This window comes from Streptomyces sp. NPDC001970, assembly GCF_053594115.1.
In genome coordinates this window covers 84,304-111,189 of record NZ_JBSFDW010000011.1, presented here as the reverse complement: position 1 = coordinate 111,189, position 26,886 = coordinate 84,304, and the positions used below count along the sequence as shown (strand labels likewise).

The following is a 26,886-nucleotide window of genomic DNA, read 5'->3' as shown; positions in this document are numbered from 1 at the left end:
GGTCGCGCTTCTGCGCGTGGGCGGACGACGCCCGACCCCGACCCCGACCCCGATCGTCGAGGCGCCGAGCGCGCACGGCGGGCGAGCTACAGACGACGCGGGCCTCGGTTCTCTCACGTCATTCCAGTCAGGAGATTCATCTCATGTCCGTACCTCACAGGCCCCTCACGTTCGGGGCGAGCACCACCGCCGCCGACGTACTCGACGGTGTCGACCTGCACGGCCGCCGGGCCGTGGTGACCGGAGCCAGTTCCGGAATCGGGGTGGAGACAGCCCGGGTGCTCGCCGCCGCGGGCGCCGATGTCACCCTGGCCGTGCGGGAAACCGCCGCGGGGGCCCGCGTGGCGGCGCGTCTGGAGGCGGAACTGCCGCCCACGGCAGGGAAGTTGACCGTGGGGCGGCTCGACCTGGCCGACCGGTCGACGGTCGCCGAGTTCGCGGCAGCCTGGCACGGCCCGCTGCACATCCTGGTCAACAACGCGGGAGTGATGGCCACGCCGCAGCTCACCCGTACACCTGACGGCCAGGAGTGGCAGTTCGCCGTCAACCACCTGGGCCACTTCGCCCTCGCCACTGGCCTCCATCCGGCGCTCGCGGCGGCGAACGGTGCACGGATTGTCTCGGTGAGCTCCATCGGCCACCTCTTCTCACCGGTCGTCTTCGACGACGTGGCCTACCGCTTCCGCCCCTACGACCCGTGGACCTCCTACGGGCAGTCGAAGACCGCCAACGCCCTGTTCGCCGTCGGTGCCGCCGAGCGATGGGCCGACGACGGGATCACCGCCAACGCACTGATGCCGGGCAACATCGCGGACACATCCCTGGCCCGGCACATGGACATGCAGCAGGTGGCCGCCTTCATCGCCTCGGGTGAACTCGCACTGCCGCCGGGCAAGACGGTGGAGCAGGGCGCCGCGACCTCGGTGTTGCTGGCCGCCTCACCGACGGTGGAGGGCGTCACCGGCCGCTATTTCGAGGACTGCGCGCAGGCCGAGCCGGTCGCCGAGCGAGCCGGTGCCGTCGCCGGTGTCGCGCCGTACGCCCTGGACCGGGACAACGCGGCACGCCTGTGGGCCGTATCCGAGGCTCTCGTCCGCTGACGATCCACGCTGCGCGTGTGGCCTCGGGACGTGATCACTGGGCCCGGCTGCGTCGTCAGCTGTGGCGGCCCCCGCGCGCCCATGGCGAGCAGCCGCGCGAGCGGGTGGTCGGCCCGCTCGAGCTGCTCCACGACCTGGTCGTGGTGGTGCTGGTCGCCCAGGCCGCCCACCACTTGGCCGGGCACCTCACCTGGAGCGGTACGGGTGCGTTCATCCCCGAAGCGGACGGCGCACGCGGAGCCGCGTTCGCCGTGAACGCGGAGGTGCTGTTCGCGGTTCCTCGCGGTGCTGTGGCTGCTCGCCGCGCGCGGTGACAGCCCCGAATTCCGCCGTCCCGGCACGCCGTGCGTGGCCGGGACGGCGCTGTGTGCGGTCGTCCTGGCCGCGAGCGCCGCCCTGCCCGCGGACCTTCGCGTGCTGACCCGGGGCCTTTGGGCCGGCGCCGCCGAGCCCGCCGCACCGGTCGGCGTCACCAGCCGGGCCCTCGCGCTGCGCGAGGCCCTCCGCGACAGCCTCACCAGCGCCCTCGCACCCACCGAGCGCGACCCGCTGACGGAATGGCTCGACCGCATGGCCGACACCACCGCACACCACCCTCACGCCACGGAAGGGCCCTGACGACCCGCGGGTCGGCCGCCCGAGCCCACCGCGGACGACCGACCCGAGGTCAGCGACTTCCGGACGTGAGGATTCAGCGGATCGGCATGCCCGACAGCGTGCGGGCGATCACGAGACGCTGGATCTCGCTCGTCCCCTCGAAGATCGTGTAGATCGCGGCGTCGCGGTGCATGCGCTCCACCGGGTACTCGCGGGTGAAGCCGTTGCCACCGAGGATCTGGACCGCCTGGGCAGTGACCTTCTTGGCGACCTCGCTGGCGAAGAGCTTGGACATCGAGCCCTCGGCCGAGGTGAACGGCTTGCCGGTCACCGCCATCCACGAGGCGCGCCAGACCAGCAGCCTGGCCGCGTCGATCTGCGTGCGCATGTCGGCGAGCTGGAAGGCGATGCCCTGGTTGTCGATGATCGGGCGACCGAACTGCTCGCGCTCCTTGGCGTATTCGAGCGCGTAGTCGTACGCGGCACGGGCCGTGCCGACCGCCATCGCGCCCACGGCCGGGCGGGAGGCCTCGAACGTGGCCATGGCGGCGTTCTTCACGCGCTCGCCACCGCCGGACTTGGCGCGCTCTCGGGCGCGGGCGAGGCGCTCGTCGAGCTTGTCCTTGCCGCCGAGGAGGCAGGAGCCGGGGACACGGGCGTCCTCGAGGACGACCTCGGCGGTGTGGGATGCGCGGATGCCGTGCTTCTTGAACTTCTGGCCCTGGGAGAGGCCGGGGGTGCCGGGGGGAACGATGAAGGAGGCGTGGCCCTTGGTGCCCAGCTCCGGGTCGACGACGGCGACGACGACGTGGACGTTGGCGATGCCGCCGTTCGTCGCCCACGTCTTCGTGCCGTTGAGGACCCACTCGTCCTTGGCCTCGTCGTAGACGGCGCGGGTCCGCATCGAGCCGACGTCGGAGCCGGCGTCGGGCTCGGAGGAGCAGAAGGCGGCGACCTTGACGTCGTCGACGTCGCCGTACATCTGCGGGATCCAGGTGCCGATCTGCTCCTCGGTGCCGTTGGCGAGGACACCGACGGCGGCGAGTCCGGTGCCGACGATGGACAGGGCGATGCCGGCGTCCCCCCAGAAGAGCTCCTCCATGGCCATCGGGATGCCGAGGCCGGTGGGGTCGAAGAACTGCTGGGCGTAGAAGTCGAGGGAGTAGATTCCGACCTTGGCGGCTTCCTGGATGACCGGCCAGGGGGTTTCCTCACGCTCGTCCCACTCGGCGGCGGCCGGGCGGATCACGTCCTTCGCGAAGCCGTGCAGCCAGTCGCGGACCTGCTTCTGGTCGTCGTTGAGATCGAGCGTGAACTCGGTCATGTCCCCTCCTGATGTGCACCACGTGACGCATCCACCCGCACGTTACTTACGGTAACAGCAGTCTGTTACCGGCAAGTAGATGCTGTCAACCTGCACCGGTTGGGTCGGCGCCCTGTCCCTGCGGAGTGTTACGTTGCGCAGGCCTCAGGACAACGACGGGCGGGGAGACGCCATGGAGACCACGACTCACCAGACCGAGCAGCAGCGGTCGGCGGACCAGCGGCGGCGGGAACTGCTCGAAGCCGCGGACCGGGTGGTGCTCCGCGACGGGCCCCAGGCCTCCATGAACGCGATCGCGGCGGAGGCGGGGATCACCAAGCCGATCCTCTACCGGCACTTCGGTGACAAGGGCGGACTGTACCGGGCCCTCGCCAAGCGCCACACCGACGCCCTCCTGGACGCGCTGCGCGCCGCGGTGGACGCGCCTGCCGACCGGCGCGAGCGGGTCGAGAACACCCTCGACACCTACCTGGCGGCGATCGAGGCCCGGCCGCAGGTGTACCGCTTCCTCATGCACCCGGCCGAGGACTCCCAGCAGTCGGAGCAGCCCGAGCAGGGCTTCGACGTCGGCCGGCACTCGGCACCCCTGCTGCGCCGCCTCGGCGAGGAGCTTGCCAAGGTCATCGAGGACCGCGTCGACCTCGGGCCCGCGGGGCGCGAATTGGCGCGGGTGTGGGGTCACGGGATCGTCGGCATGATGCACGCGGCGGGCGACTGGTGGCTGGGCGAACGCCCTTGCTCCCGCGAGCAGTTGGTGAAGAGCCTCACCGATCTGCTCTGGGGCGGCCTGGCCCTCTCCGCGGACCGCGAGGGCAGTCCGGGGTTCTGAGCCGGGGCCCCGCCCCCGCACCCCTCCCCTGCGCCCTGGCGGGCGCGGTGCACGGGGCACCGAAGGAGCCCGACGGGATCAGGCCCGTCCGGCGCACGACGACGGACACCCGGGACCCGCCGCCCCGTACCGGGAGACCGATCAAGCCCGCCCTGCGACAGAGGACGGACACCCGGGCCGACCGGACGGTACCGGGCACTCCCCGGGGCCCGGACGGAGCCCCGCAGCGGGGTCGGGGCCGAGCCCCGGCAACGGCCTCTGGGGCGAAGCCCCGAGCCAGGCACGGGGCGGAGCCCCCGACACAGGGCCCGGGGCGGAGCCCCGGTTCGGGCAGGGGCGGCGTGGGGGAGACGGCCCTACGGGCGGGACCACGGCGCGCGTCGGATCGCGCGGATCGCGCGGGCGCGGCGCCAGCCGATGACGTGGTCCAGGTAGACCCCGCCCTCGAGGTGGTCGCACTCGTGCTGCAGGCACCGCGCGAAGAACCCCGTCCCGTCCACCCGCACCGGCTCGCCGTCCATCGTCACGCCCTCGACGACCGCCTGGTCGAACCGTGGCGTACCCGCCTCGACGCCCGGCAGCGAAAGGCAGCCCTCCGGGCCGCGCACCGTGACCCCGTCGGTCACGACGAGCCGTGGATTGACCATGTGCCCGAGGTGGCGGACGTCCTCGTCGTCGGGACAGTCGTAGACGAAGACCCGCAGCGGGACGCCGATCTGGTTGGCCGCGAGGCCGACGCCGTTCGCCGCGTACATGGTCGCGAACATGTCCTCGACGAGCTTCGCGAGGGACGGACCGAAGTCCGTGACGGGCTCGCAGGGGGCGTGCAGCACCGGATCTCCGAGCAGCCTCATGGCTCGTACGAGTCCGGAACTGCCGGGGATCGGACGGTTTCGCATGGCGGTAAGGGTACGTTCCGCCCGCCGCGGCGGTGACCTCCAGGTTTCGTCCAGGAGCCGCTGTTCGGGCCGCCGGCCGGATCTCGATAGGCTGGGCCCCGACCGACGCAAGGAGGATCAAGGACGATGGCAGGCAACTCGGAGCCGCTGTCGCCGCGGGCCAAGCTGGCCGTGACGGCAGGCAAGGCCGCAGCGGCGGTGTCGCGCGCCGCGGGACGCGGCAGCGGATCGGTGATCGGCGGCCGGGTGGCGCTCAAACTCGACCCGGATCTGCTGAGCCGGCTGGCACAGCATCTCGACGTCATTCTGGTGTCGGCGACGAACGGCAAGACCACCACCACGCGGCTGATCGCCGAGGCCCTGCGCGCCAGCGGCCCGGTCGTCTCCAACGCGCTGGGCGCGAACATGCCCGCGGGCATCACCTCCGCCCTCGCCGGCGGCTCCGACGCCCGGTACGGCGTGATCGAGGTGGACGAGAAGTACCTGGCCGGCGTCGCCCGCGACACCACCCCCAAGGCCATCGCCCTGCTCAACCTCTCCCGCGACCAGCTGGACCGCGCGGCCGAGACCCGCATGCTCGCGGAGAAGTGGCGCGAGGGCCTGTCCGGTACGAAGGCCGTGGTCATCGCCAACGCCGACGACCCGCTGGTCGTCTGGGCCGCGTCCTCCTCCGCGAATGTGGTCTGGGTCGCCGCCGGGCAGGAGTGGAAGGACGACGCCTGGTCCTGCCCTTCCTGCGGCGGTGTCATGCAGCGCCCCGGCGACGACTGGTTCTGCGGCGAGTGCGGCTTCCGCCGCCCCGCCGTCAGCTGGGCGCTGAGCGGCGACCACGTGCTCGACCCGCACGGCTCGGCCTGGCCGATCCATCTCCAGCTGCCGGGCCGCGCCAACAAGGCGAACGCCGCGACCTCCGCCGCGGTCGCCGCGGTCTTCGGCGTCCCGCCGCAGGTCGCCCTGGAGCGCATGTACCAGGTGCAGGCCGTCGCCGGACGGTACGACGTGGTGTCCTTCCTCGGCCGCGACGTGCGCCTGCTGCTCGCGAAGAACCCGGCCGGCTGGCTCGAGACGTTCTCGCTGATCGACCCGCCCCCGACCCCGGTGATCCTCTCCGTCAACGCGCGCGGCGCCGACGGCACGGACACCTCCTGGCTCTGGGACGTCGACTACACCCGGCTCGCCGGGCACCCGATCTTCGTGATCGGCGACCGCCGGCTGGACCTGGCCGTACGTCTCGAGGTCGCGGGCCTGGAATTCCGGGTCTGCGACACCGTCGACGAGGCCGTGCAGCTCGCCCCGCCCGGACGGATCGAGCTCATCGCCAACTACACGGCGTTCCAGGACGTCCGCCGCCGCGTCGGCAACTGACCCCGAGGAGACGAGAGCATGAGTAACAGCAGCCTGCGGCTTGTCTGGGTCTACCCGGACCTGCTCAGCACGTACGGGGACCAGGGCAACGCCCTGGTCGTGGAGCGCCGGGCGCGCCAGCGCGGACTCGGCGTCACACGCGTCGACGTGCGCAGCGACCAGCCGGTGCCGACCTCCGGAGACATCTATCTCATCGGCGGCGGCGAGGACCGTCCGCAGCGGCTCGCGGCCGAGCGCCTGCGGCGCGACGGCGGCCTGGCGCGGGCCGCGTCCAACGGCGCGATCATCTTCTCGGTGTGCGCCGGGTACCAGATCCTCGGCCACGAGTTCATCAACGACCTGGGGGAGCGCGAGCCGGGCCTCGGCCTGCTCGACGTGGTCTCCACCCGGGGCGAGGGCGAGCGCTGCGTCGGCGACGTCCTGGCCGACATCGACCCTCGGCTGGGCCTGCCGCAGCTGACGGGCTTCGAGAACCACCAGGGCATCACCCACATCGGCCCGTCGGCGCGCCCGTTCGCCCGCACGGTGCTCGGCAACGGCAACGGCACCGGCGACGGCACCGAGGGCGCGTACAACGACACCGTCTTCGGCACGTACATGCACGGCCCGGTGATGGCCCGCAACCCGCAGATCGCGGATCTGCTGCTGAAGCTGGCCCTCGACGTGAACGCGCTGCCGCCGACCGACGACCGGTGGTACGAGGCGCTGCGGGGCGAGCGCATCGCCGCCGCGACCCAGCCCGTCTGACAGCCCGCCGTACAGGCAGTACGCACGGATTTCGCCGTCGTACGAATCCACGGTGTCCACGGTGCGGACGTCCGGTTCGGTCCCCGCCGTCCCGCGCCGGTAGGGTGGCGGGGATCCAACCGGACAACGTGGTCCGGGAGTCGGCCCACGTTGCAAAGGTATTCGGGCTAATGCGCATTGGTGTCCTCACCTCCGGCGGTGACTGCCCCGGTCTGAACGCAGTCATCCGTTCCGTCGTGCACCGCGCCGTCGTCGACCACGGAGATGAGGTCATCGGCTTCCACGACGGGTGGAAGGGTCTGCTGGAGGCCGACTACCGCAAGCTGGACCTGGACGCGGTGGCCGGCATCCTCGCCCGTGGCGGCACGATCCTCGGCTCGTCCCGGGTGCAGCCCGCGCATCTCGTCGACGGTGTCGAGCGGGCCAGGGGCCATGTCGCCGAGCTGGGGCTCGACGCGATCATCCCGATCGGCGGCGAGGGGACGCTGAAGGCCGCCAACCTGCTCTCCGAGGCGGGTCTGCCGATCGTCGGCGTGCCGAAGACCATCGACAACGACATCGCGTCGACCGATGTGACGTTCGGCTTCGACACCGCCGTCGGCGTCGCGACGGAGGCGCTCGACCGGCTGAAGACCACCGCCGAGTCCCACCAGCGCGTCCTGATCGTCGAGGTCATGGGCCGGCACACCGGCTGGATCGCCCTGCACTCGGGTATGGCGGCAGGCGCGCACGCCATCGTCGTCCCGGAGCGTCCTTTCGACATCGACGAGCTGGCCAAGCGGGTCGGCGCGCGCTTCGAGGCGGGCAAGCGCTTCGCGATCGTCGTCGTCGCCGAGGGCGCCAAGCCGCGCGAGGGCACCATGGACTTCGACGAGGGCGGCAAGGACATCTACGGCCACGAGCGTTTCGCCGGTGTCGCCCGGCAGCTCTCCGTCGAGCTGGAGCAGCGGCTCGGCAAGGAGGCCCGGCCGGTGATCCTCGGGCATGTACAGCGCGGCGGTACGCCGACCGCGTACGACCGTGTCCTCGCCACCCGGTTCGGCTGGCACGCCGTGGAGGCCGCGCACCGCGGCGAGTTCGGCATGCTGACGGCGCTGCGCGGCACGGACATCACGATGGTGCCGCTGGCGCAGGCCGTGGAGACGCTGAAGACGGTCCCGGAGGAGCGGTACGCCGAGGCCGAGTGCGTGCTGTGAACCGGTCGCACACGCTGCACGTGTGAGGAACCGCCCCCGGTCGCAGCAGCGGCCGGGGGCGGTTCTAGTCTGGTGCGGCGGACAACAACCGCGAATCGGGACGCTCCAGGAGTACACAGATGGATCACAGCGGGCACGGCGAGCACGGTATGCCGATGGATCTGCCGCCGTTCACGCTGGGGCGGGGCCTGGAGTTCTCCGCGGACCCCTTCTTCCTGGTCGGCTGCCTCGTCGGTCTCGGGCTGTACGCCTGGGGTGTCGTCCGGCTGCGGCGACGCGGCGACGCATGGCCGGTGGGGCGGACCGTCTTCTTCACCGTCGGTGTGCTGACCATCGCGCTGGTGATGTGCACCGGGCTGAACGACTACGGCATGGTCATGTTCAGCGTGCACATGGTGCAGCACATGGTGATCAGCATGCTCTCGCCGATCCTCCTGCTGCTCGGCGCTCCGGTGACGCTGGCGCTGCGCGCGCTGCCGGTCGCGGGGCGGGGACGCACGGGACCGCGCGAGCTGCTGCTGGCCCTGCTGCACAGCCGCTACATGAAGATCGTCACGCACCCGGCGTTCACGATCCCGATGTTCATCGCGAGCCTCTACGCGCTCTACTTCACCCCGCTGTTCGACTTCCTCATGGCGTCGAAGGTGGGGCACATCGGGATGATGGTGCACTTCCTCGCGGTCGGCCTGATCTTCTTCTGGCCGATCATGGGCGTGGACCCGGGGCCGCACCGTCCCGGCTACGTGATGCGGATGCTGGAGCTGTTCGCGGGCATGCCGTTCCACGCCTTCTTCGGCATCGCGCTGATGATGGCGTCCGAGCCGATGGTGAAGGCCTACGCGGATCCGCCGGCGTCGCTCGGGATCACCGCGCTCGCGGACCAGAACGCGGCGGGCGGCATCGCCTGGGCGTTCAGCGAGATCCCGTCCGTGCTGGTGCTGATCGCGCTGGTGTTCCAGTGGTACCGCTCCGAGCAGCGTCAGGCCGTCCGCCAGGACCGGGCCGCGGACCGGGACGGGGACAAGGAGCTGGAGGCGTACAACGCGTATCTGGCCTCTCTCCAGGCGCGCGGGCGGTGAGCACCGCACGCCAGTGGTGCGCGGCAGTAGCGCGCGGGCCTCTTCAGGGGTGACCATGGCTGCACGGCCATGGCCATGGCTTCCAGCCACGGCACACCGGCCCGGAGGAGGACGCGCATGTCCGGTTCCACGAAGACGATGGGTGTGCTCACCCTCGTGGCTCTGGTGGTCGTGACGGCCTACACGGTCGCGCTGGGCAGCAACGGCTGGCTGTGGTTCGGCTGGGTCGTGCTCGGTCTCGTGACCCTCGGAATGGTGGCTTCCAAACCCACGTAGTACCGATGCGTGGCTCCGCCGCGGATGGCGGAGCCACGCGGCGGGCCTCCAGGTGCGGCTCGGCGGGGACTGGTTCCCCAGGCACGGCGGCCGGCGACGTCCAGGCCGTGCTGGGGGCCACCACCAACCGGGAGGGGCCCAGCTCTCGGTCGAGGTCTCCCGCCCCTCGGACGCGCCGGCGGCGAAGAAGGCCACAGACGACGCGCTGAGCGGAATGCTGCTCGGCCGCCTCGGCGGCGTCAGGGGTGTGTCTCCTCGGCATCGGTGTCACGGCCTCGCACGCGACGTATCAGGGCCGGCGACGGTGGTCCCCGCCCGGGCCCATGGCGGGCGGCGTGGGAGCCGTCCCGGTCATCGGCGCTCCGGCGGGCGCCCACCCGGCGGCTCGGGCCGCGCGCCTGCCCTCGACCGAGGCACTGGATCGCCGCCCGAGCGAGCCGGGGCGGGGCGGGGCGGGGCGGGGCGATGAGTTTTCCGGTCGGCCCGAGTCTTCCTTTCCGTCACCGCGACCGCGGAAGCCCCTAGGGAAGGAACCACCCGCCATGACCACCACCCGCACCCTCGACGTCCCCGGAGCACGCCTGCACTACGAGGTGCGCGGCACGGGACCGCTGCTGCTCGTCACGGGGGCGCCGATGGCCTCGGCGGACTTCGCGCCGCTGGCCGACGCGCTCGCGGCCGACCACACCGTCGTCACCCATGACCCGCGGGGCATCTCGGGCAGTGTCCTCGACGACCCGGAGCAGGACTCCACGCCGGAGCTGCGGGCGGACGACCTCGCCGCCCTCATGGACGCCCTCGGCGCCGATTCCGCCGACGTGTTCGGCAGCAGCGGCGGCGCGGTGACCGGTCTCGCGCTGGTCGCGCGGCACCCCCGGCGGGTACGCACGCTCCTTGCGCACGAACCTCCCCTGCTGGAGCTGCTCCCCGATGCCGCTGAGCAGCGCGCCGCGACGGACGACATCGTCGAGACCTTCCACCACGAGGGCGTGGGGGCCGCGTGGATGAAGTTCATGGTCAACGCGGGCTTCGACATCGGTGGTGAGGATGCCCCCACTCCGCCGCCCGGGGAGCCCTCGGAGCAGCAACTCGCCGACAGTGCCCGCTTCTTCACCCATGAGCTGCGGGGCACCACCCTCTACGTGCCGGACATCCCGGCGCTGCAGGCCGGCCCGGCCCGGGTGGTCGTCGGCATCGGCGCCGCCTCGGGCGGCCTGCTCACCTACCGGACCTCCATGGCGCTCGCCGAGCTGCTCGGTGCGCCGCCGGTCGAGTTCCCCGGCGATCACGGCGGCTTCCTCGGGCAGCCCAAGGAGTTCGCCGCGGTGCTGCAGGCGGTGCTGTCGGGCCAGCAGGACGGGTGAGAAGGACGGTCGAGGCGGCGAGCGGACCGGTTCCACGCCGGCGGCCGCCCTTGCACCGGTGATCCGGTGCAAGGGCGGCCGCCTCTGCGGGGCCGTTACTGCAGCGGCCGCTGGATCTGGCGCTCGGTCACCTGGTCCACGCGCTGCGTCTGCTCGTTCTTGATGGCGTACTTCGCCTTGTCCCCGCTGCCCTCGGCGCGCTGGATCTGGCCTTCCTGCATCCGGTTCTGTTCGTCCCGGTACTCCACGCGCTGTCCCTTGTTGTAGGGCATGGATCTCTCCAAGTCTCGTGTCGGTGGGCAGGGCGGCCGCACGCGTTCGGCGCGGAACAGCCCTGCTCGGCGCCCCGCGACCGTCGCTGGGCGCTCTGCCAGGACACCTCCGCCACCGCGGCGGAGCAACCGCTGTAGGCCGAACGGGGGACGTCCCCACCGCCGTGCACCGGCCGACGGAACAGGCCGGTTGGACGGCACCGGCGGACCGTACCGCCCGGCACGGGCCTCCGCCTCTCTCACCGCCCGCGCCTCCGGCTCACCGCCCGGCACGGGCCCCCGCCTCTCACCGCCCGCGCCTCCGGCTCACCGCCCGGCACGGGCCCCCGCCTCTCACCGCCCGCGCCTCCGGCTCACCGCCCGGCACGGGCCTCCGCCTCTCTCACCGCCCGCGCCTCCGGCTCGTAGTGGCCGTGCCGCCACCGAACGACGAGGGCCGCGGCCAGGTACGCGGCGGCGATCTGGGCCCAGAGCCAGTCGTGGCCGGTGCCTTCGTCGGAGTCCTCGGGCGCCGTGGCGGTGGTCTGCTCGACGGGGCCCGGCCCTGCCTGCTGGGGCTCGGGGGCCGAGGGCGGTCCCAGCGAGCCCACCGGACGGACGTGTTCCGCGGCGTCGAAGCCCCAGTCGAGCAGGGACCGGGCCTCTTCGTACACCGCGCGTCCGTCGCCGCTCTGCGGGTTCATCACGGTCACGAGCACGGTGCGGCCGTCCCGGCGGGCCGCGGCGATGAGGGTGTTGCCCGCGTGGGTGGTGTAGCCGTTCTTCACGCCGATGATGCCGGGGTACCGCCCCACCCCGTCGGCGCCGGTCAGCAGGCGGTTGGTGTTCCGGATGCCGTACGTCCAGGTGGGGGTTCCGTCGTCGAAGGTGCCGCCGGGAAACCTCGCGTCGACGGTCGCCGCGTACCGGGCGAACTTCCGGTTCGCGAGCCCGGTCCGCCCGAAGACGGCCAGGTCGAACGCGGAGGAGACCTGGCCGGGTTCGTCGTAGCCGTCCGCGGAGACGACGTGCGTGTCGAGTGCGCCCAGGGCACGGGCCTTGGCCTGCATCTGCCTGGCCGTGGTCCGCCAGCCGCCGTTCAGCTCGGCCAGTACGTGCACGGCGTCGTTGCCGGAGCTCAGGAAGACGCCCCGCCACAGGTCCGCCAGCCGGTATGTGCGGCCGGCGGCGAGGCCCACGAGGCTGCTCCCCTCCCCCACCCCGGCCAACTCCTCGTCGGTGACCGTGTGCACGCGCCTGCCGGAGAGCCGGGGCAGGGCGGTGAGGGCGAAGAGGGTCTTCAGTGTGCTGGCCGGCGGCAGTCGGCGGTGTGCGTTGTGGGCGGCGAGGACATCACCCGTGCGCGCGTCGGCGACCAGCCAGGACAGGGCGGACACCTCGCTCGGCAGGTCCGGGGCGTCGTCGTCGGGCCGCACATGGGTGCCCGAACGGTGCAGCAGGGACGCATCGGCGGACACCGGCCGCGGCGGCAGCGGTTCCTCCCGAGGGACCGCTGCCGCCGGTGCGGGCAGGACGGTCAGCGCTGCGGCGGCGAGGGCCAGCACACCCGAAACCGCGGTCCGGGGCAGAAGACTGATCATCATTCATTCACCGTAGAAACCGGTGACGCCTTGCGCGGGCCCGAGTGAGCCGACTGGCCTACTCCGAGGTGCGGGGGCATCGCACGGCGGCAGGACACCGGGCGTGCAGGAGGCGACGGCGGCGCCGGCCGCCATCCGGCCGGCGCCGCGTCGTACGCCTGCACCTGCACCTGCACCTACGCCTGTACCTGCGAGCGGTGGAGCCCGAACTCCGCGATGTGCGCAGCGTGCCGGGACCCGAGCACCCTCAGCCGCCACTGACGGACCGTCACCGGGGCCGGCAGCACCAGGATGCGGGAGGCGCCGATGGTGCCGACCGCGGCCACCGTCTGCCGGCCCTCGCCCGTGCGCGCCTCCACGACCGCCGACTCGACCTGCCGGCCCTGCCGGATGTCCTCGGCGAGGCGGATCCGGTCGATCCCGTGCTCACGGCCGAGGTCGACGGTGAGTGTCCCCTTCGACGGTGCGGGGGCGTGCCAGGCGGTGTCGGGGTCGCCGTCGACGGCCCGGCCGGCGGCCGCCGTCCCGTGGTACTTCTCGCCGAGCGCGACGAGCCTGCGGATCTCGTCCTTGGTGTAGTCGCCCCAGGTGTTGGCCTCCGGGTGCTCGTCGCTCTTCACCTTGAGCTCGAGGAGCAGCTGGTTGAGCTTGCTGTACGCCATGTCGCGTACGAGGTTCTCCAGCCACTCGGGCGTGATGTGGATGTAGCAGGCGCAGACCCCGACGCCGCGCTCGGCGTACTGCGGAATGCCGACGGTGCGGCCTGCGGGGATCCGGTCGCCGGCGGTGAGCAGCTGGAGCAGGGTACGGGTGCCGTAGCAGGCGCCGGCCCCGGTCGCACCGGTGATGCGGAGCGTGCGGCCCGCGGTGAGCTCGTAGCCCTCCTCGCCGAGGCTCTTCTGCCGCGCGGGTTCGACGGCGACAACGGTGTCCCCGGACCGTGGGCCGCCGTGCACGACGGCTACGGTGCCACGGTCGGCGGCGCGGAGGTCCCCGGCGAGTGTGGTGGCGACCCGGCGGGCGGCCGTGTCGCGCGGGGCGACGACGAGCCGGGCGGTCCTGGCGAAGGAGTAGCGACTCCCGTCCACAGGCGTCCAGTTGGTGAGCGTCGGGACGGTGACGGGCGGTCCGGTCTCGGCTCCGGCCGAGGCGCGGGCGGCGGGTACGGGCCCCGCGAGCAGCGGCAGGGCGGCCGCCGCGGCGCCACCAGCCGGGAAAAGGATCCTCTGCGCAGCACTGCAACTCCCGTCGGACGGGGAAGGGGTGACGTGGCGGATTCATCGGATCTTGCCGTCCCGATCCAATCCAGCCGCGAGGGAGTTGGTCAAGATTTCCTGCAGAGACACCAAGGAAGTCCAAGCCGTTTGGACATTTGAGTGTGGACAGGTCCGATCACTGGCATGCCGAGGGCCGGCTGCTCGCCGGGGTGGGGCTGTTATCGGCGGGGCGGAAGCCGGTGGAGAAGCACGTCGGTGAGCCGGCCCTGCGCCGCCACGGCCGTCATGTACGTGCCGTACGGCTGCCGCCGCCGGTCGGTCGGCGAGCCGGGGTTGAGCAGCCGCAGTCCGCCCGCGGCCGTGGTGTCCCACGGGATGTGGCTGTGCCCGAACACGAGCACGTCCAGGTCGGGAAAGCGCTCGGCGCACCGCCGCTCACGCCCCTGCGCGGCACCCGTTTCATGGACGATCCCGAAGCGCAGCCCGCCGAGCTCCGCGCGCGCCACTTCGGGCAGCCTCGACCGCAGCTCCGGACCGTCGTTGTTGCCGTACACGGCGATCAGGCGCCGGGCCCGGGCGGTGAGCAGATCCAGGGTCGCCGAGTCCACCCAGTCGCCCGCGTGGATCACGGCATCGGCCCGGTCGATCTCCTCGAGCAGCGGGCCCGGCAGCTCCCGTGCGCGTTTGGGCACATGGGTGTCGGAGGTCAGCAGCAGCCTCATCCGCCACCTCCTGCTCGCGCTGCCCGCAGCACTGGGGGCAATGCCGCGCCCGACGCTATGAAGTATGGAGCTGCGGAATGAAGGGGGACACCTGGAAGCCCTCACGGTGGGCCTCGGCGGCGACCGGACCGCCGAGCGGTCCGATCCGCCCGGTCGGCCCGCCCAGGCCGTGAGCCCGCCCAGGCCGTGCCCGCCGCCGGGCACATCGGGGTCAGGTGCCCGCCGAGGAGGGGTGTTCGTCGTGGTCATCCGAATCCCGTCCGCCTTGCAGTCCGCGAGGACGGTCACGTCGGTACCAGCAGCCACGGCACCGGCCCGGAAAGCAGCCGGGGAGGCGGGTCCGCCCCCGTCTCCCCGGTTGTCCCGTCGGCCTTCCCTCAGGCCCGCCCCAACTCCATGATCATCACGGGATAGGCGGACACCTCAGGCGTCGCGTACTCCTCGGGCAGCACATTGTCCATCCGCATCCGAAGCTCCTTGCCGGAACCCGCCTCGAACACGATGCGCCAGCCCCAGTCCTCGCCGTAGCTGCCGTCCAGCACGAACGCCCCCTCCGCCCCTCGCCGTCCCGACAGCGACATCGGCACCGGCTTCTGGTGCCAGGAGTCGCCCCAGGTCGCGACGAGCGAGTCGTCCTCACCGCCCGCCCCGATGACGATCAGCCCTTCCTGCGGCCCGTCGTCGGGGTGTTCCCAGGCGTACGTGACCGTGGTCAGGTGACCGCCGGCGGCGACCGTCACGGTCGCCGATGCGGGAAATCCGGCGAGCGGATCGGCAGGCATCAGCCGGAACCCGTTCGTGCCCGCCCATGTGCCGGTGAATTCGGAGAGGATCGCCATGGGCCAATCTTGGCATAGCGGAACATATGCCCAGGGCAGCGTCGGCGAAGGCCCGTCCTGCGGCCGCGTGCCCCTGTCCTCGCCGGAGGGATTCCCGGCTGGTCGGGCTACGATCGATCACTGCGGTACGAGTGGTACAGCGCCGCTCAACCGCAACCTGAGGGGTCGTCGTCAAAGTCAGCAAGGAGTCGGCATGAGTCCGATCGCTTCTGATCAACTAGGTCACACCGGCGGATCTGCCGGCCCGTGTCGATCCACGCGTTGACCTCGCAGAGCGTGGCACCAGTGCCGATCCGACAGAGTTGGGAGCGCTCCCGTGTTCTACTACGTGCTCAAATACGTCGTTCTGGGGCCGCTGCTGCGGCTGCTGTTCCGGCCCCGGATCGAAGGGCTCGAGCACATTCCGGCGGACGGGGCGGCGATCGTCGCGGGGAATCATCTGTCGTTCTCCGACCACTTCCTGATGCCGGCGATCCTCAAGCGCCGGATCACCTTCCTCGCCAAGGCCGAGTACTTCACCGGGCCGGGGCTCAAGGGCCGGCTGACCGCGGCGTTCTTCCGCAGCGCGGGGCAGATCCCGGTCGACCGCTCGGGGAAGGACGCCGGGCAGGCGGCCATCCGCGAAGGGCTCGGGGTGCTCGGGAAGGGTGAGCTGCTCGGGATCTACCCCGAGGGCACGCGCTCGCACGACGGGCGGCTCTACAAGGGCAAGGTCGGGGTCGCGGTGATGGCCATCAGGGCGCAGGTGCCGGTGGTGCCGTGTGCGATGGTCGGGACGTTCGAGATCCAGCCGCCGGGGCAGGTGGTCCCGAAGATCAAGAGGGTGACGATCCGCTTCGGGGAGCCGCTGGACTTCTCGCGCTACGCCGGGATGGAGGGCGAGAAGGCGGTGCTGCGGGCGGTGACCGACGAGATCATCTACGAGATCCTCGCCCTGTCCGGGCAGGAGTACGTGGACGAGTACGCGGCCAAGGTGAAGGCGGCGCAGGCCGCTTCGCAGGCGCAGCCCAGGAAGTTCCCGCGGCTGCGCCGCCGCTGAGGCCCGGCCGCTGGGGACGGGTCAGCCGGCGGCCAGGGCAGCGTCGAGGTCGAGCAGCCGGCGCAGGGCGAGCGCGTCCGGGGCGACCGCGGTGATCAGCACCGCGGGGCCGGCGAGCGGCGTGAGCACGGCCGTGTCGCCGAGCTGCCGCGACTTGACGGGCTTCTCCTCGAACTCCGGGTCGACGACGAGGAGTTGCCCCATCGCGCGGTGTCCGGCGAGCACGGCGGGGCCGTCCCAACCGCCGGGTGCGCAGGGACCGTATGCCAGTTCCTGGTCGAGCAGGGGGCGGCCGGCACGGTGGACGGTGAGGCGTGTGGTGAGGCTGCCGGTGTCCTCCCCGTACCGGCCGAGGATCTGTTCCTCGCGCAGCACCAGCCGTGCGGTCGCGGCGAGTTCGACGCGGGTGCGCAGGCGCAGGTCGCTGCCGCGGGCGGTGATGAGCTGTTCGGGCAGCCAGCGCAGCTCGGCCCCCTCCCCCACGGTCAGCGCGATGTCGTAGGTGGCCGGATCCGGGGTGTACCCGGGCAGGGCGACCGTTGCGGCGGCGGAGTCGATGTGGAGTCTGGCGCCGTCGCGGACGTCCGCCTCGATGGCCAGCCGGTCGCCGCCGAGGGGCGCGCTCATGGCGCCGACGACGGTGACGCGGGTGTACGGTCCGGCGGCCCTGGTCCGGCGCAGCGCGAGGGGCCCGGCGCTCTCGAGCACGGGCAGGCCGCCGTCGCGCGTGGCGACGACGCGGGCCGTGGCCTGGACGCTCACGCGGCCGCGGCCCAGGCGGCGAGCTGTGCGCGTACCCAGTCGGCGACGGGGCCGACGCCTTCCTCGCCGGTGAGGGAGGTGAAGGCGACAGGGAGTTCGCCGCGCTGCTCCTTGGCGTCGCGGGCCATGCGCTGCAGATCGGAGCCGACGTACGGGGCGAGGTCGGTCTTGTTGACGACCAGCAGGTCGGCGGTGGTGACGCCGGGGCCCCCCTTGCGCGGGATGTCGTCGCCGCCCGCCACGTCGATGACGAAGATCTGCACGTCGACGAGGCCCTTGGAGAAGGTGGCGGTGAGGTTGTCGCCGCCCGACTCGACGAGGATCAGATCGAGCGGCCCCACCGAGTCCTCCAGGTCCTCGACGGCTTCGAGGTTGGCGGAGATGTCGTCGCGGATCGCGGTGTGCGGGCAGGCGCCGGTCTCGACGGCCTGAATGCGCTCCGGCGGCAGGACGGCGTTGCGGAGCAGGAACTCGGCGTCCTCGCGGGTGTAGATGTCGTTGGTGACGACGGCGATCGACACCTGGTCGCGCAGGGCACGGCAGAGCGCGGCGACGGTCGCGGTCTTCCCGGACCCGACGGGTCCGCCGAGGCCGATCCGCAGGGCGCGGCGGGTGCCGTCGGGACGTGCGGCGTCGGCGCTGACGGCGGTGCCGGTGTCATGGCGGTGGTCGAGGTGCATGGTGCGGCTCCTTGGGGCCTACGAGGCGAAGAGTCGTACGGGCCAGGCGGCGTGCTGCTCGGCGGTGATGTCGAGCAGCGGCGCCGACGCGGCGGGCAGGGCGTCGACGCCGAGCCCGGCGGCCTGCCGGGCCGTATCGGCGGCGCGTCGGGCGACCCGGTCCATGTCGGGGGCGAGCCGGGCGAGGACGGCGGTGGCCTCGAAGGGGTCCAGGCCGAGAAGCCGGACCACGGCGGCGGCGGGCCCGCCGACCGTCTCGTACGCGACACAGTGCGCGGCGTCCTCGGGCCCGAGGCCCGCGGCGCGCGCGGCGATCCCGAGCACGACGGGCTGATGGGCGCCTTTGGGGAACGCCCTTGCCAGCGCGTCCAGTTCGGCCGACGGCCAGGCGGCCCTGGCGGCCCGCAGCAGCTGCCTCCCGAGCTTGCGGGACGTGGCCCGCAGCACGGGTGAGGGCGTGCGGGCGTCGGCGGCCGCGTCCAGCTCGTCGGGATCCATCCCCAGCGCCGCCGCCGCGGCCAGCGCGGCGCCGGTCATCCCGGCGGTGTGCAGCCGCCCTCGGCAGAACCCGGCAAGCCCCCCGGCATCCCGGATCCGTCCCGCCTTCACGGCCGCCTCGGCCCCACCGGAATGCGCGTGCCCCCCTGCGGGAAACCTCCCGTCGGCCAGCACCAGCAGCGCCGCCCGCGCGCCCTGCCCGCCCTCACCGGACGCCCCGTGCCGGGCGGCCGGGTCCGGTGCGGCGCGCCGCGTCGACGCGGAAGCGGAAGCGGAAGCGGGACGGACTGCGCCGACTCCATCGGCCGACGACCCCGACACCCCTGCGGCGCCGGGACGGCCGAACGGCGCCGGAACGCCCGGCTCCAGGCCGAACTCCCGCACGCCTCCCACCGGCCCCGAGTCGATCGGCGACACGGTCGACATCGCCGCCGACGACACCGGCACGCCACAACCGGACACCGCAGCCTCATCGCGCACGACGAACCCCTTCTCGGCCCACACCTCCGACACCCCTGCGGCGCCGGGACGGCCGAACGGCTCCGGAACGCCCGGCGGCAGGACGCCCGGCCGCCCGAACGCGGCCCCGGTGGCCGCGGCGTCCGTGGCGCCGGCTGCCGCTCCGGTGCTCCCGGATCGAGTCGCCCGGGCCGGTTCGCTTCGCTCCCTGTGCGTGGGCGTGGTCATCGTCAGAAGAGGAAGTAGCGCTGGGCCATGGGCAGTTCCTCCGCCGGAGCCGGTTCGACGGCTTCGCCGTCGATCGTCACCGTGAAGGTGTCCGCGTCGACCTCGACGCGCGGCAGGGCGTCGTTCTCGCGCATGTCCGACTTCGTCACGCCGCGGGTGCTGCGGATCGAGGCGAAGCGCTTGCCGAGGCCGAGACGGTCGGGCAGGCCGGTGTCGATCGCCTGCGCCGTGGCGAAGTTGACCGAGTTCGTGGCGGGCGCCCGGCCGATGGCGCCGAACATCGGGCGGGGCATGACCGGCTGGGGCGTCGGGATGGACGCGTTGGCGTCGCCCATCTGGGCACAGGCGATCTGGCCGCCCTTGATGACGAGTTGCGGCTTGACGCCGAAGAAGGCCGGTTCCCAGAGCACCAGGTCGGCGAGCTTGCCCGGTTCGACCGAGCCGATCTCGTGGTCCATGCCCTGGGCGACGGCCGGGTTGATCGTGTATTTGGCGACATAGCGACGCGCCCGCAGATTGTCGGCGCGCCCGTCCCCAGGAAGTGCTCCCCGCCGCTGCTTCATGACGTGGGCGGTCTGCCAGGTCCGCAGGATCACCTCACCCACGCGCCCCATGGCCTGGGAGTCCGAGGAGATGATGGAGATCGCCCCGAGGTCGTGCAGCACGTCCTCCGCGGCGATGGTCGACGGCCGGATCCTCGACTCGGCGAAGGCCAGGTCCTCGGGGACGGCCGGGTTGAGATGGTGGCAGACCATCAGCATGTCGAGGTGTTCCTCGATGGTGTTGATGGTGTGCGGCCGGGTGGGATTGGTGGAACTCGGCAGGACGTACGGCTCCGAGACGACGGTGATGATGTCCGGCGCGTGCCCGCCGCCCGCTCCCTCGGTGTGGTACGCGTGGATCGTCCGTCCCGCGATCGCGGCGAGGGTGTCGCCGACGAACCCTGCCTCGTTCAGGGTGTCGGTGTGGACGGCGAGTTGCGCGCCGGTCTCCTCGCAGACGCGGAGGCACGCGTCGATGGCCGCGGGCGTGGCACCCCAGTCCTCATGGATCTTGAACCCGACGGCACCGCCCCGCAGTTGTGCGTGCATCGCCTCGCGCGACACGGTGTTGCCCTTGCCGAGCAGCCCGATGTTGACCGGGTAGTGCTCCAGGGCCTCGAACATCCGGGCAAGGTGCCAGGAGCCGGGCGTGATCGTCGTGGCCTTGGTGCCCTCGGCGGGACCGGTGCCGCCGCCGACGAGTGTGGTGATGCCGGACGAGAGCGCCTGGTCGACGATGGTCGGCGAGATGAAGTGGACATGGGCGTCGATGGCGCCCGCGGTGACGATCTTCCCGTTGCCCGCGACGACTTCGGTCTCGGGGCCGATCACCAGCTCCGGGTGGACCCCGTCCATGGTGTCGGGGTTGCCCGCCTTGCCGATGCCGGTGATCCGGCCGTCGCGGATGCCGATGTCGGCCTTGACGATGCCCCAGTGGTCGAGGATCACCGCGCCGGTGATGACCGTGTCGGGTGCGCCGTCGGCGCGGGTCGCGCGGGACTGGCCCATCGACTCGCGGATCACCTTGCCGCCGCCGAACACGGCCTCGTCGCCCGCGCGTCCGGGCCCGCCGGAGCGGTCCTCCTCGATCTCGACGAGCAGCCCGGTGTCGGCGAGCCGGATCCGGTCGCCGGTCGTGGGCCCGAAGAGGTCCGCGTACACGGCACGTGTCAGCTCAGGCATCGAGTCCACCTCTGGTCTCTCCCCGCAGCCCCGGTACGACACGGAGACCGGCCAGGGGTACGAGTTCGACGTCGACGGGGATGCCGGGCTCGAAGCGCACGGCGGTGCCGGCCGCGATGTTCAGCCGCTGTCCGCGGGCCGCGGCGCGGTCGAAGTCGAGACCGGGATTGGCCTCGGCGAAGTGGTAGTGGGAGCCCACCTGGACCGGGCGGTCGGCGGCGTTGAGCACGGTCAGACGGGTGACTTCGCGGCCCTCGTTCAGCGTGAGGGGCTCGTCCGCGTACAGGAACTCTCCGGGAATCATCGCGGCGCCCCCCGTCAGACGATCGGGTCGTGGACGGTGACGAGCTTGGTGCCGTCCGGGAAGGTGGCCTCGACCTGCACGTCGTGGATCATCTCGGGGATGCCCGCCATGACGTCGTCGCGGGTGAGCACCTTCCGTCCGGAGGCCATGAGCTCCGCGACGGTACGTCCGTCGCGGGCGCCCTCCAGGATGTGCGAGGTGATGAGGGCGATCGCCTCGGGGTGGTTGAGCTTCACCCCGCGGGCCCGGCGCTTCTCGGCCACGTCCGCGGCGACATGGATGAGCAGTCGTTCCTGCTCGTGCGGGGTCAGTTGCACGCTTCCACCTCACAAGTGGTCCGGCGTGGGCCTGTTCGGGCCGACGCGAAGGCCGGCCCTCGTCAACAACGCGTTGACCGCGATGCAAGCACCGCGTGACCGACGCTTGAACGGTAGGGCGGAAGTTTTTCCGGCGCGTTAACTGACCTCCGCCACCTGCATGGACATCAGTGCGCGGAGTCCGTCCTCCAGGACCTCGACCCGCACGTCGCCGAAGAGCGCCTGCTGGGCGATGAATCCCTGCGCCGTCGCGATGAGGGTCCGCGCGACATGGTCGGCCGGCACGTCGACGGCCAGAATCCCGTTGTCCCGGTAGGCGTCGACCAGCTTCGACCACGCCTGCCGCATGCCGTCGTACCCCTCGCGGAGGATGCCGGCGAGATGGTCGTTGCGGAGCGTCTCGCCCCAGACCTGGAGGACGAGCCGGGCGAACGCCTGTCGGTCCCCCCGGGGACCTGCTCCTCCAGGAACATGTGCAGCACCCGGCCGAGCAGCACGTCGGGGGTCGAGGGCGGGCTCGTGCGCGCCGCCTCCTCGAAAGCCCCGCGAATCCCCGCGAACGCCCCCTCCGCGATGGCCGAGATGAGCTCGTCCTTGCCGCGGAAGTAGCGGTAGACGGCTCCTGCCGAGAGACCCACCTCGCCGAGGACGTCCTGCATCGACGTGGCATGGAAGCCGTTGCGTGCGAAGCAGCGGGCGGCGCCGTCGAGGATCTGGCGGCGGCGGGCGTCGAGATGTTCCTGGGATACACGGGCCATGCGGCAAATCCAAAACGAACATTCCTTGGGGCGCGCATCTAAAACGAACGATGCTTCTCTTTGAATCGAGTACAGCATGTCCGCTGCTCCGGCCCGTCGCACGGCCGCGGTGATGATCCTGGTCCCGGTCGTCGTCGCCCTCGCGCTGCGGGCCTTCGCGTGGCCGGCCGCACGCATCGCGCCCCGGGACCTCCCGGTCGGCGTCGCCGGACCGGCCGCGGCCACCGCACAGCTGGAGCAGCGTTACGAGCACCGGGAGGGCGCCTTCGACGTCCACCACTACGCCGACGAGGCCGCGGCCAGGGACGCGGTGGAGGACCGGGTCGTATACGGCGCGGTGGTGGTCGCCCCCGAGGGGCCGAAGGTGCTCACGGCGTCGGCGGCGAGCCCTGTCGTGGCGCAGCTGCTCAAGGAGTCGGCGGCGGGAGCGGCGCCGGCCGGCGCGCAGCCGGCGGTCGAGGATGTCGTGCCCGCCCCGGCCGGCGCCCCCCGGGGCGGTGCGCCGGCCTCCAGCGTCCTTCCGCTCGCCCTGGCGGGCGTGATGGCCGGAGCCATGGTGACCGTGCTCGGGCTGCGCCGGGTGCGGGCGGCGACCGCGCTGCTGGGCTCGGCCGTCCTGGTCGGGATCACCGCGACCGCCGTCGGGCACTCCTGGCTGGGGGTCCTGACCGGCGACTGGTGGGCGGAGGCGGGGTCCTCGGACTGACAGCGCTGGCCGTGGGCAGCAGTGTCGCGGGGCTCGCCGCGCTGATCGGACCGGCCGGGATCGGCCTGGGCTCCCTGCTGGTCGTGCTGATCGGCAACCCGTTCTCGGGCGTCGCCAGCGCGCCGGAGCTGCTGCCGGAGCCATCGGCCAGTGGCTGCCGCCGGGCGCGGGCGGATCGCTCCTGCGGTCGGTGGCGTACTTCGACGGCAGCGCGGCCGGCGGACCGACGCTGACACTGTGGGCGGCGCTCGGGCTGGCCGCCGTGCTGGCCGGTGACCAAGCCTCGCGGCCAGGTCGGCCGACCGGTCCCGTACCGCCGGAGCGGCCGCACCGGCACCGGTCGGCTGAGGCCGCCGACGGCCCCTGCCGGTCCCCTGAGCGACCGCGCGTCCCCGCTGTGGCGGACGGGGGCGCGCGGTCTTTCACGCTTCCCGTACGCGCCGCCGGAAAGCGGCGCCTCAGGCACCGCCACCCTGCGGCCGGTGCTCCGCTGCGATGCCGAAGCGGCCCCGTTCGCCCGGAGCGGACGACGACGGCGTGTGCAGCCTCGACACCGACGCGGCCACCGGCTCGTCGGCCGGCTGCCCGGCAGCCTCGGAGCCCGCAAGCGCCTCGAGTCGTTCCAGGTCAGCGGCGGAGACCAGGGCCACGAGCGGTTTTCCGTGGCGGGTGACGACCACCCGTTCGCCGCCGTACACGACGCGATTGATCAGGTCGGCGAGCTCTGCCCGTGCTTGCGTCACCGGAATCTCATAGGCCATGCTCCCCATCATAACGGCCTGTACGTCCTGTACATTTTTTACAGAGACGCGTTGCACGAGGAGAGGTACGCCATGCACCGACCCGCCGCCCGCTACGTTCTGCCGGAGTTCACCGAGCGCACCAGCGCCGGCCTCCGCACGCTCGACCCGTACTCCAAGCTGCTGGAGGAGCGGATCGTCTTCCTCGGCACGACCGTCGACGACACGTCCGCCAACGACGTCATCGCCCAGCTCCTGTACCTCGAGTACGCCGCCCCCGACCAGGACATCAACCTCTACATCAACTCCCCCGGCGGCCCGATCAGCGCGATGACGTCGATCTACGACACGATGCAGGTGCTGACCTGCGACGTCGCGACGACCTGCCTGGGCCAGGCCGCCTCCACCGCCGCCGTACTGCTCGCGGCCGGTGCGCCGGGGAAGCGGATGGCCCTGCCGGGCGCACGCGTCGTGATCCGGCAGCCCGCCCTTCCGGAGCCCGTGCAGGGGCAGCCGACCGATCTGGGCATCCAGGCGCAGGAGTTGCTGCGGCTGCGTGAGCAGATCTCCGCCATGCTGGTGCGCCACACCGGTCAGAGCCCCGAGCGCGTCGCCGCCGACATCGAACGTGACACGGTGTTCGACGCGGCCGGGGCCGTGGAGTACGGCCTGGTCGACCACCTCATCAAGAACCGCAGGACGTCCGCCGCTTCGCCCGGGGCGCGGTGAACCCGCCGTGCTGCCCCCAGAACTGCCCCCGCTTCCCGCACTGACCCGCGCCGAAAGCGAGTTCATCGACCGCTATCTCGAAGTGGTCGACCAACTGGGTCGGATCAATCCGGCCAGGTGCGCCCACACCTATGGCGCGCTCCGCGCCGCTCAGGCCCTTGCCGCACGGGCGATCGCCCTGCGGGACGCGCTCGCGCTGATGCACGCCCGCGGCGAGAGCGAACTGCACGCGCCGACTTTGACCCGCGCATTGAGGGTGCTGGACGGGGAGCGGAGGGCCGAGCGGGTCACCGTCCCGCCGGAGTCGGCGAGTTGACCAAGGCGGCGGCGAGCCGACGTCGGCGACGCGCCGGGAGGGCCGCAGGCGTACGAGTGGGTGTCGCCCATCCGGCGGAGGTGCGACTTCAACTTTCATGCCTGCCGAGTTGCGCAGCGGGATGGGCCATCCGGTGAAACGGGCAGCTCCGTTGCTGGTACGAGGCTCGTCATCCGGCCACTCGAAGTGGGCCGAACGGCTTGGCCCACTCGATCGGATCAGTCATGAGGAGCCTCACATATCCTCGTTTCAACTCGGAAATCGGGCAGTTCGTGCGTCAAGATCCCTGGGGACGACAAGCCCCCGCCACCGCGGCGGGGCGGTCCGGGCGGACGCCGAATCCTGCCGCCGCTCCGGATGCCTGGTCGACATGAGTGCTTCGGCAGGAGTGGAGGACCCGAGCAGTTCGGGCCGGCCGCGCACCGCGGCCGGTCCTCGGGGTGAAGCCGCATCCGCGGCCGGGCATCTTCGCAGGTCCGAACCCGACAGGTCATCCTTCACAGGCGGCTGACGAAGGGTTGCGCATGACTGCGCAGACACATTGTCCGTCCCTGCTCTCGCGGACGGGTGCCGTCTCGGCTCTCACTCTCGCCGCCGTCGGCGGCTCACTGTTGGTCCCGGGCGGCGCACCGGAGGCGCACGCCGCGTCGGGCCACGCGCTCAAGGCCCTCAAGGTGGCCGCGTCCAAGAGGGGCTCCCCCTACCGGTGGGGAGCCATCGGCCCGTACCGGTTCGACTGCTCGGGGCTCACGCTCTACTCGTACAAGCAGGCGGGAAAGCGGCTGCCGCGCACGGCGCAGGCCCAGTACAACCGCACGCGCCACATCTCGGCCTCCCACCGGCAGATGGGCGACCTGGTGTTCTTCCACGCCGGCGGATACGTGTACCACGTCGGCATCTACGCGGGAGGCGGAAGGATCTGGCACTCCCCCAAGACCGGCTCCGTCGTCAAGCTGAGCAAGATCTGGACCAAGAGCGTCCGGTACGGGCGCGTGCGCTGACCGGCCGGATCAGCCGGTCGGCTCATTCGGGACATGTTTCGCGGGGCGCGGGCTACTCGTACGGTATGCCTGACGACCAGAGCCCCGACGCCCCGCGGAACGACGACGCACGACCGGACGACGAACGGCGCGACGACGGACGGCGCGAGACGGAGCCGGAGCGCGCCGACCGCAACTTCGCCGAGCTCCTGCAGGAGCTGCGGGTCATCCAGACAGGCGTCCAGATCCTGTTCGCCTTTCTGCTCACGCTGGCCTTCACGGCGCGGTTCCCGTCCCTCGACTCGTTCCAGCGCGGCACGTACGTGACCACGCTGCTGCTCGCCGTGGCGGCCGCGGCGCTGTTCACCGCGCCCGCCGCGGTGCATCGGGGCCTCTTCCGCAGGGGTGCCAAGGAGGAGATCGTGCAGGTCTCCTCCCGGCTGGCGGGCATCGGCCTGACGGTGCTCGCGCTGGCGCTGGCCTCCGCGATGCTCCTGGTCGTCGACGTCGTGCACGGCACACCGGAGGGCATCGCGGCCGCTGCGGTGACGCTGCTCATCTGCGCCGCGCTCTGGGCCGTCCTGCCGTGGGCCATGGCCCGCAGCCTCAACGGGCGAGGGGAGCGCTCACCAGCGTCGGCCCGAGGGCCGTCAGAGCCCCGCCGCTGACCCCCTCCACGGTCCGTGCGGTACGCGGCCGCCGCAGCCACCGCCCCAGCCGGTCCACGAGCAGCGCGACGAGCGGGAACCAGACCGGTGCGAGCACGACCACGAGCCCGGCCGGCAGCAGCGTCCGCGGCAGCACGGGCGCGCCGCCGGGACGAGCTGCGGCAGCAGGCTGAGGAAGAGCACCGGGGCCTTGGGGTTCAGCACATTGGTCAGAAAGCCCTGACGCAGGCTGCGCACGGTCCCGGCGGGCACCGGCCGCTCGCCCTCGTCCCGGGCCGCCCGTACCGGCCGGAGCGCGCTGCGCAGGGCCTGCACGACCGACGTAGAGGACGTACGCACCGCCCGCGAACTGCAGCGTCCGGTAGAGCACGGGGACCGCCACCAGCAGCGCCGCCGGCCCGGCCACGGCAGGCCCGGTGTGGACGACCAGCCCGCCGGCGACCCCGAGAGCGGCCGCGACGCCGCCCCGTCGCGACGTCAGCGCACTGCGGACGACGACCGTGAAGTCCGCGCCCGGCATGGCGACCCTGCCTGTGGCGACCCCGATGAAGGCGATCAGCCGTGCGTCCATG

29 protein-coding genes, 3 pseudogenes and 1 riboswitch are annotated in these 26,886 nt (G+C 72.2%); of the genes and pseudogenes, 16 read left to right on the top strand and 16 right to left on the bottom strand.

Features of this window, described 5'->3' with window-relative positions:
* Positions 1 to 143 precede the first annotated feature (143 nt).
* From ACWCP0_RS16275 to ACWCP0_RS16265, 3 genes are read left to right on the top strand one after another with little or no spacing between them, the layout of a single operon-like run.
* Positions 144 to 1,100, top strand: a complete 957-nt coding sequence (locus ACWCP0_RS16275; RefSeq protein WP_451079455.1) for an SDR family NAD(P)-dependent oxidoreductase — start codon at positions 144 to 146, stop codon at positions 1,098 to 1,100.
* A 17-nt stretch (positions 1,101 to 1,117) separates the two neighbouring features.
* Positions 1,118 to 1,414, top strand: a complete 297-nt coding sequence (locus ACWCP0_RS16270) for a hypothetical protein (protein WP_451079454.1) — start codon at positions 1,118 to 1,120, stop codon at positions 1,412 to 1,414.
* Positions 1,386 to 1,718, top strand: a complete 333-nt coding sequence (locus tag ACWCP0_RS16265; protein ID WP_451079453.1) for a hypothetical protein — start codon at positions 1,386 to 1,388, stop codon at positions 1,716 to 1,718. Before ACWCP0_RS16270 ends, ACWCP0_RS16265 begins: the two co-directional genes overlap by 29 nt.
* 73 nt (positions 1,719 to 1,791) lie before the next feature.
* On the opposite strand, the gene ACWCP0_RS16260 is transcribed toward ACWCP0_RS16265, so the two are convergent.
* On the bottom strand, positions 1,792 to 3,021 hold the full coding sequence (locus ACWCP0_RS16260) for an acyl-CoA dehydrogenase family protein (RefSeq protein WP_451079452.1): 1,230 nt from the start codon (positions 3,019 to 3,021) through the stop codon (positions 1,792 to 1,794).
* A 172-nt stretch (positions 3,022 to 3,193) separates the two neighbouring features.
* Between ACWCP0_RS16260 and ACWCP0_RS16255 the strand changes: the two genes are divergently transcribed.
* Positions 3,194 to 3,850: a TetR family transcriptional regulator gene (locus tag ACWCP0_RS16255; RefSeq protein ID WP_451079451.1), complete on the top strand. Its 657-nt coding sequence runs from the start codon at positions 3,194 to 3,196 to the stop codon at positions 3,848 to 3,850.
* A gap of 356 nt (positions 3,851 to 4,206) precedes the next feature.
* On the opposite strand, the gene def is transcribed toward ACWCP0_RS16255, so the two are convergent.
* The gene (gene def / locus ACWCP0_RS16250; RefSeq protein ID WP_451079450.1) at positions 4,207 to 4,749 is read right to left on the bottom strand and encodes a peptide deformylase; all 543 of its coding nucleotides are present in this window, start codon (positions 4,747 to 4,749) and stop codon (positions 4,207 to 4,209) included.
* Between the two features lie 126 nt (positions 4,750 to 4,875).
* On the opposite strand from def, the gene ACWCP0_RS16245 reads away from it, so the two are divergent.
* The 6 genes from ACWCP0_RS16245 (at position 4,876) to ACWCP0_RS16220 (ending at position 10,776) form a co-directional block, all read left to right on the top strand.
* Complete coding sequence (locus ACWCP0_RS16245; RefSeq protein WP_451079449.1) at positions 4,876 to 6,114, top strand: MurT ligase domain-containing protein; 1,239 nt, start codon at positions 4,876 to 4,878, stop codon at positions 6,112 to 6,114.
* Between the two features lie 18 nt (positions 6,115 to 6,132).
* On the top strand, positions 6,133 to 6,861 hold the full coding sequence (locus tag ACWCP0_RS16240) for a type 1 glutamine amidotransferase (RefSeq protein ID WP_451079448.1): 729 nt from the start codon (positions 6,133 to 6,135) through the stop codon (positions 6,859 to 6,861).
* Between the two features lie 170 nt (positions 6,862 to 7,031).
* A complete protein-coding gene (locus ACWCP0_RS16235) occupies positions 7,032 to 8,057 on the top strand; it encodes a 6-phosphofructokinase (protein WP_451079447.1) in 1,026 nt (341 codons plus the stop codon).
* Positions 8,058 to 8,176: 119 nt separating this feature from the next.
* Positions 8,177 to 9,136, top strand: coding sequence for a cytochrome c oxidase assembly protein (locus ACWCP0_RS16230; protein ID WP_451079446.1), 960 nt, complete (start codon positions 8,177 to 8,179; stop codon positions 9,134 to 9,136).
* A 117-nt stretch (positions 9,137 to 9,253) separates the two neighbouring features.
* Positions 9,254 to 9,412 carry a hypothetical protein gene (locus ACWCP0_RS16225; protein ID WP_351234154.1) on the top strand — a complete coding sequence of 53 codons (159 nt, stop codon included), beginning with the start codon at positions 9,254 to 9,256 and terminating at the stop codon, positions 9,410 to 9,412.
* A 542-nt stretch (positions 9,413 to 9,954) separates the two neighbouring features.
* Complete coding sequence (locus ACWCP0_RS16220) at positions 9,955 to 10,776, top strand: alpha/beta fold hydrolase (protein WP_451079445.1); 822 nt, start codon at positions 9,955 to 9,957, stop codon at positions 10,774 to 10,776.
* A 95-nt stretch (positions 10,777 to 10,871) separates the two neighbouring features.
* On the opposite strand, the gene ACWCP0_RS16215 is transcribed toward ACWCP0_RS16220, so the two are convergent.
* The 5 genes from ACWCP0_RS16215 to ACWCP0_RS16195 form a co-directional block, all read right to left on the bottom strand.
* Complete coding sequence (locus tag ACWCP0_RS16215; RefSeq protein ID WP_451079444.1) at positions 10,872 to 11,048, bottom strand: hypothetical protein; 177 nt, start codon at positions 11,046 to 11,048, stop codon at positions 10,872 to 10,874.
* A gap of 353 nt (positions 11,049 to 11,401) precedes the next feature.
* Complete coding sequence (locus ACWCP0_RS16210) at positions 11,402 to 12,631, bottom strand: D-alanyl-D-alanine carboxypeptidase family protein (RefSeq protein ID WP_451079443.1); 1,230 nt, start codon at positions 12,629 to 12,631, stop codon at positions 11,402 to 11,404.
* A 173-nt stretch (positions 12,632 to 12,804) separates the two neighbouring features.
* Positions 12,805 to 13,809, bottom strand: a complete 1,005-nt coding sequence (locus tag ACWCP0_RS16205; RefSeq protein WP_451079538.1) for a glycoside hydrolase family 20 zincin-like fold domain-containing protein — start codon at positions 13,807 to 13,809, stop codon at positions 12,805 to 12,807.
* A gap of 254 nt (positions 13,810 to 14,063) precedes the next feature.
* Positions 14,064 to 14,567 carry a metallophosphoesterase family protein gene (locus ACWCP0_RS16200; RefSeq protein ID WP_451079442.1) on the bottom strand — a complete coding sequence of 168 codons (504 nt, stop codon included), beginning with the start codon at positions 14,565 to 14,567 and terminating at the stop codon, positions 14,064 to 14,066.
* Between the two features lie 377 nt (positions 14,568 to 14,944).
* On the bottom strand, positions 14,945 to 15,406 hold the full coding sequence (locus tag ACWCP0_RS16195) for a hypothetical protein (RefSeq protein ID WP_451079441.1): 462 nt from the start codon (positions 15,404 to 15,406) through the stop codon (positions 14,945 to 14,947).
* A gap of 316 nt (positions 15,407 to 15,722) precedes the next feature.
* Here ACWCP0_RS16195 and ACWCP0_RS16190 point away from each other — a divergent pair, with 316 nt between their 5' ends.
* Positions 15,723 to 16,445: a lysophospholipid acyltransferase family protein gene (locus tag ACWCP0_RS16190; RefSeq protein ID WP_351234137.1), complete on the top strand. Its 723-nt coding sequence runs from the start codon at positions 15,723 to 15,725 to the stop codon at positions 16,443 to 16,445.
* Positions 16,446 to 16,466: 21 nt separating this feature from the next.
* Here the strand turns inward: ACWCP0_RS16190 and ACWCP0_RS16185 are convergent, their stop codons facing one another.
* The 7 genes and pseudogenes from ACWCP0_RS16185 to ACWCP0_RS16155 all read right to left on the bottom strand — a co-directional run bounded on the left by ACWCP0_RS16185 (position 16,467) and on the right by ACWCP0_RS16155 (position 22,175).
* Entirely contained in the window at positions 16,467 to 17,207 is a 741-nt protein-coding gene (locus tag ACWCP0_RS16185) for an urease accessory protein UreD (RefSeq protein WP_451079440.1), read from the bottom strand.
* Complete coding sequence (gene ureG / locus ACWCP0_RS16180) at positions 17,204 to 17,887, bottom strand: urease accessory protein UreG (protein ID WP_451079439.1); 684 nt, start codon at positions 17,885 to 17,887, stop codon at positions 17,204 to 17,206. The genes ACWCP0_RS16185 and ureG overlap by 4 nt, the downstream gene beginning before the upstream one ends.
* 18 nt (positions 17,888 to 17,905) lie before the next feature.
* The gene (locus tag ACWCP0_RS16175; RefSeq protein ID WP_451079537.1) at positions 17,906 to 18,565 is read right to left on the bottom strand and encodes an urease accessory protein UreF; all 660 of its coding nucleotides are present in this window, start codon (positions 18,563 to 18,565) and stop codon (positions 17,906 to 17,908) included.
* 509 nt (positions 18,566 to 19,074) lie between these two features.
* On the bottom strand, positions 19,075 to 20,796 hold the full coding sequence (locus ACWCP0_RS16170; protein WP_451079438.1) for an urease subunit alpha: 1,722 nt from the start codon (positions 20,794 to 20,796) through the stop codon (positions 19,075 to 19,077).
* Positions 20,789 to 21,100: an urease subunit beta gene (locus tag ACWCP0_RS16165; RefSeq protein ID WP_451079437.1), complete on the bottom strand. Its 312-nt coding sequence runs from the start codon at positions 21,098 to 21,100 to the stop codon at positions 20,789 to 20,791. Before ACWCP0_RS16165 ends, ACWCP0_RS16170 begins: the two co-directional genes overlap by 8 nt.
* A gap of 14 nt (positions 21,101 to 21,114) precedes the next feature.
* Complete coding sequence (locus ACWCP0_RS16160; protein ID WP_351234124.1) at positions 21,115 to 21,417, bottom strand: urease subunit gamma; 303 nt, start codon at positions 21,415 to 21,417, stop codon at positions 21,115 to 21,117.
* A gap of 138 nt (positions 21,418 to 21,555) precedes the next feature.
* Positions 21,556 to 22,175, bottom strand: a pseudogene (locus ACWCP0_RS16155) (TetR/AcrR family transcriptional regulator).
* A 76-nt stretch (positions 22,176 to 22,251) separates the two neighbouring features.
* On the opposite strand from ACWCP0_RS16155, the pseudogene ACWCP0_RS16150 reads away from it, so the two are divergent.
* Positions 22,252 to 23,203: pseudogene (locus ACWCP0_RS16150) on the top strand (ABC transporter permease); the annotation flags it as partial.
* Between the two features lie 136 nt (positions 23,204 to 23,339).
* Here the strand turns inward: ACWCP0_RS16150 and ACWCP0_RS16145 are convergent.
* A complete protein-coding gene (locus ACWCP0_RS16145; RefSeq protein WP_451079436.1) occupies positions 23,340 to 23,642 on the bottom strand; it encodes a type II toxin-antitoxin system Phd/YefM family antitoxin in 303 nt (100 codons plus the stop codon).
* A 72-nt stretch (positions 23,643 to 23,714) separates the two neighbouring features.
* On the opposite strand from ACWCP0_RS16145, the gene ACWCP0_RS16140 reads away from it, so the two are divergent.
* The 4 genes from ACWCP0_RS16140 (at position 23,715) to ACWCP0_RS16125 (ending at position 26,314) form a co-directional block, all read left to right on the top strand.
* The gene (locus tag ACWCP0_RS16140; RefSeq protein WP_451079435.1) at positions 23,715 to 24,350 is read left to right on the top strand and encodes an ATP-dependent Clp protease proteolytic subunit; all 636 of its coding nucleotides are present in this window, start codon (positions 23,715 to 23,717) and stop codon (positions 24,348 to 24,350) included.
* A gap of 7 nt (positions 24,351 to 24,357) precedes the next feature.
* Positions 24,358 to 24,666, top strand: coding sequence for a hypothetical protein (locus tag ACWCP0_RS16135; RefSeq protein WP_451079434.1), 309 nt, complete (start codon positions 24,358 to 24,360; stop codon positions 24,664 to 24,666).
* Positions 24,667 to 25,031: 365 nt separating this feature from the next.
* Positions 25,032 to 25,187, top strand: a riboswitch (cyclic di-AMP (ydaO/yuaA leader).
* Between the two features lie 3 nt (positions 25,188 to 25,190).
* Complete coding sequence (locus ACWCP0_RS16130) at positions 25,191 to 25,667, top strand: C40 family peptidase (protein WP_451079433.1); 477 nt, start codon at positions 25,191 to 25,193, stop codon at positions 25,665 to 25,667.
* 65 nt (positions 25,668 to 25,732) lie between these two features.
* On the top strand, positions 25,733 to 26,314 hold the full coding sequence (locus ACWCP0_RS16125) for a DUF6328 family protein (RefSeq protein WP_451079432.1): 582 nt from the start codon (positions 25,733 to 25,735) through the stop codon (positions 26,312 to 26,314).
* Here ACWCP0_RS16125 and ACWCP0_RS16120 read toward each other — a convergent pair.
* A pseudogene (locus tag ACWCP0_RS16120) lies at positions 26,253 to 26,885 on the bottom strand (LysE family translocator). The gene ACWCP0_RS16125 and the pseudogene ACWCP0_RS16120 overlap by 62 nt on opposite strands.
* Position 26,886 lies beyond the last annotated feature (1 nt).